The organism is Streptomyces sp. NPDC127084, assembly GCF_042724175.1.
Taxonomy (GTDB): Bacteria; Actinomycetota; Actinomycetes; order Streptomycetales; family Streptomycetaceae; genus Streptomyces.
Genome location: NZ_JBHXFA010000122.1, coordinates 1 through 3,451, shown reverse-complemented (window position 1 = coordinate 3,451; position 3,451 = coordinate 1). Strand labels below are relative to the sequence as shown.

Annotated in this window: 3 protein-coding genes; 1 reads left to right on the top strand and 2 read right to left on the bottom strand. The window is 69.0% G+C overall.

The window, feature by feature from the left end:
- Nucleotides 1–154 precede the first annotated feature (154 nt).
- Together ACFWI9_RS24865 and ACFWI9_RS24860 are read right to left on the bottom strand one after the other, a co-directional pair.
- Nucleotides 155–799 carry a superoxide dismutase gene (locus tag ACFWI9_RS24865; RefSeq protein ID WP_387165264.1) on the bottom strand — a complete coding sequence of 215 codons (645 nt, stop codon included), beginning with the start codon at nt 797–799 and terminating at the stop codon, nt 155–157.
- A 153-nt stretch (nt 800–952) separates the two neighbouring features.
- Entirely contained in the window at nt 953–2,386 is a 1,434-nt protein-coding gene (locus ACFWI9_RS24860) for an amino acid permease (protein WP_387165263.1), read from the bottom strand.
- 416 nt (nt 2,387–2,802) lie between these two features.
- Between ACFWI9_RS24860 and ACFWI9_RS24855 the strand changes: the two genes are divergently transcribed.
- Nucleotides 2,803–3,399: a biotin transporter BioY gene (locus ACFWI9_RS24855; protein ID WP_387165262.1), complete on the top strand. Its 597-nt coding sequence runs from the start codon at nt 2,803–2,805 to the stop codon at nt 3,397–3,399.
- The last annotated feature ends 52 nt before the right edge of the window (nt 3,400–3,451 follow it).

Genomic DNA, 3,451 nt, shown 5'->3' with positions numbered 1-3,451 from the left:
GGCGCCGAGGTGTGTGGGGCGGGCGGGGGGGGGGGGCTTGGGCCACAACATTCGGGGCCTCGGGTGGTCCGGCCCCCGCGGCGGCCCCTCCTCCATCCGCCTGCAAGTGAAGGTTGAGAAGACGATCACGAGCAGGACGATCCACCATGGAGCGTCACGGAGTGATCAACGGCGTCCGCTCCTTCGCCTCGGCGTGGCGCTTCGCCACGTCCTGCCAGTTGACGACGCCCCACATCGCGTCGATGAAGTCCACCTTCTGGTTCTTGTACTGGAGGTAGAAGGCGTGCTCCCAGGCGTCGAACACCAGGATCGGCACCGAGCCCTGGCCGACGTTGCCCTGGTGGTCGTAGACCTGCTCGACGATCAGCCGACCGCTGACCGGCTCGTATGCGAGGACGCCCCACCCGGAGCCCTGTGTGGTGGCCGCGGCCTTGGAGAGCTGGGACTTGAACTTGGCGAAGGAGCCGAAGGACTCGGCGATCGCGTCCGCCAGCTCGCCCACACCGTCCGCGGCCAGCGGCTCACCGCCGCCGCTGTCCTTCGGGGACGCCATGTTGTGCCAGTAGATGCTGTGCAGGATGTGGCCGGAGAGATGGAACGCGAGGCTCTTCTCCAGACCGTTGATCGAGCCCCAGGCCTCTTTGTCCCGTGCCTCCGCCAGCTGCTCCAGGGTGTCGTTGGCACCCTTCACATAGGCGGCGTGGTGCTTGTCGTGGTGCAGCTCGATGATCTGCGGATTGATCACCGGCTCCAGCGCCGCATAGTCGTACGGGAGTTCAGGAAGCGTGTACACGGCCATGTCCAAGCCCTTCGACCACTAATTGCAAACTATTCGCAAGTGCAGGCTAGCAGCAACAAGATCCGGTGCGGGCGTGACCGTGATCAGAAGACCGAAAGGCCCCCGGAAATGCGCCAAGCGCAGTCCGGGGGCCTTGTCGGCGGGTTCGGAGCGTCAGTCCGCTGACCGCGTCCGCTTGCGGCTCCGCTGTACGAGCACACCGCAGACGGCCAGCGCCAGGGTCATCCCACCCGTGTAGAGCAGCTGCTCCCGGGTGCCCGGCTCACGCAGCATCAGTACGAACACGCCGAGCATGCCCACGATGGCGATCCAGGTCAGCGCCGGGTACAGCCACATCCGCACCACCAGCTTCTCCGGGGCCTCGCGCTCGGTGCGGCGGCGCAGCACCAGCTGGGAGACGGCGATGAAGAGCCATACGACCAGGATCACCGCGCCGATCATCTTCAGCAGCCAGGGGAACACGTCATCGGGACGGGCGTACTTGAGGACCGCGCATACGAGTCCGAACACCGATGACGCCAGGACGGCGATACGAGGCACTCCGCCGGAGACCCGGCCCAGCACCTTCGGGCCCTGGCCGCGGGCGACGAGCGAGTAGGCCATACGGGAGGCGCCGTAGATGTTGGCGTTCATCGCGGACAGCAGGGCGACCAGTACCACGATCTGCATCACGGTGGCCGCGCCGGGGATGTCGAGGCGGTCCAGGGCGGTGACATAGGGGCCCTTGTCGGGGTTGGCGACATCCGGGTGGTTCCAGGGCACCAGTGTGACGATGACCGCCATGGAGCCGATGTAGAACAGCCCGATCCGCCACATCGCCGTACGCACCGCCTTGGCGACGCCCTGGACCGGGTGCTCGGACTCGGCCGCGGCGATGGTGACCGTCTCCAGACCGCCGTACGCGAAGAGCGAGGCGAGCAGGCCGATGACCAGGCCTTCCGACCCGTTGGGCAGGAAGCCGCCCTCGCCCGTGAGGTGCGCCGTGCCGGGCGCCTCGGTGCCGGGCAGCAGGCCGGTGATCGCGAGGCCGCCGAGAACCAGGAAGAGGACGATCGCGCCGACCTTGAGGGCGGCGAACCAGAACTCGAACTCGCCGAAGTTCTTCACCGCGGCCAGGTTGGTGCCGCAGAACACCGCCATGAACAGTGCGACCCAGGCCCACTCCGGTGTGCCGGGCAGCCAGCCGCTGACGATCGCGGCGGCGCCGATGCCCTCCAGGCCCACCGCGACGGACAGCAGCACCCAGAAGGACCAGCCCGCGGTGAAGCCCGCCCAGGGGCCGAGCGCCCGCTCGGCGTGCACGGAGAAGGAGCCGGAAGCCGGATCGGCCGCCGACATCTCGCCGAGCATGCGCATGACGAGCATGACGAGCAGCCCGGACACCGCGTAGGCGATGACGATCGACGGCCCCGCGGCCGCGATGCCCTCACCGGAGCCGACGAAGAGACCCGCGCCGATCACCCCGCCGAGGGCGATCATCGACAGGTGGCGCTGCTTGAGACTGTGCGCGAGCGCCGGGGGGCCGACAGTGCCGGTGGTACCGGCGGTCTTGTCGGTGGCCGGCGCGGGCGCCTGGGTCCGAGACATGGATGTGCCTTGTGTGTGGGGGGACAGGGGCGGCCCAAGTCTGGGCCCCGTACCGCTCGCAGAGCACGGGTGACCGCTATACGGACAAAATGCTCACACAATGTGAAGCCTTGGGCACCAAGCGGTTGCGTATCAGACGTATCCGCACGCGAGGGCTGGGAGCGTTGGAGGGAGTCGACAGGCCTTCCGGAGTGCGCCCTCCTCGCTCCGAGCACGCTTTTGGGCTTTCGTGCTCGTCAGCTCAGTGATCATCGTCACGCCGTTCAGGGGTGCGCCCACCTCGCTTTGTGAGAACTCCATCAAGGTGTCGATCGACGGTTGTTCTCGACCGACGGTGAACGGGCGTTCACTTGTCGGTTAGCGTCGTCATGTCCACTTCGACACTGCCCCTGCCCCTGCCTTTTCGCGGAGTACCGATGAGCGCCACTGCCGCCGCCCCCGTCCGCCCGCCGTTCACCGGCGCGGTCCTCGCCGACCTGCTGCCCGCCTCGCGCACCAAGGACATCGCCCTTGTCGTGGGCGGCGCCGTGCTCACCGGCCTCGCGGCCCAGATCTCCGTCCCGGTCCCGGGCTCCCCGGTCCCCGTGACCGGCCAGACCTTCGCCGCGCTGCTCGTCGGCAGCGCGCTCGGCGCCCGCCGCGGCTTCCTCTCCCTCGCGCTATACGCCGTCGCGGGCGTCGCGGGCGTGCCGTGGTTCGCCGAGGCGTCGTCCGGCTACGCGATGCCCTCCTTCGGCTACATCCTCGGCATGCTGCTCGCCGCCACCGTCGTCGGAGCCCTCGCCCGCCGTGGCGCGGACCGCTCGGTGCCGCGTACGGCCGGGGCGATGGTGCTGGGCTCGGCGGTCATCTACGCGGTCGGCGTGCCGTATCTGGCCATCGCCACCGGGATGGCCTTCGGGAAGGCCGTGTCCCTGGGGCTCCTGCCGTTCCTCGTCGGTGACGCGCTCAAGGCGGCACTGGCGATGGGAGCCCTGCCCGCTGCCTGGAAGCTCATCGGCCGCCGAGGCTGACACCTCACAGGCCCGGCCCGCAGGCCCGGCTCAACGGCCCGGAGCCCCGTCC

What these genes read in the sequence shown, in the direction of transcription:
- ACFWI9_RS24865 (WP_387165264.1), bottom strand. Translation starts at nt 799, where the DNA reads ATGGCCGTGTACACGCTTCCTGAACTCCCGTACGACTATGCGGCGCTG.
- ACFWI9_RS24860 (WP_387165263.1), bottom strand. Translation starts at nt 2,386, where the DNA reads ATGTCTCGGACCCAGGCGCCCGCGCCGGCCACCGACAAGACCGCCGGT.
- ACFWI9_RS24855 (WP_387165262.1), top strand. Translation starts at nt 2,803, where the DNA reads ATGAGCGCCACTGCCGCCGCCCCCGTCCGCCCGCCGTTCACCGGCGCG.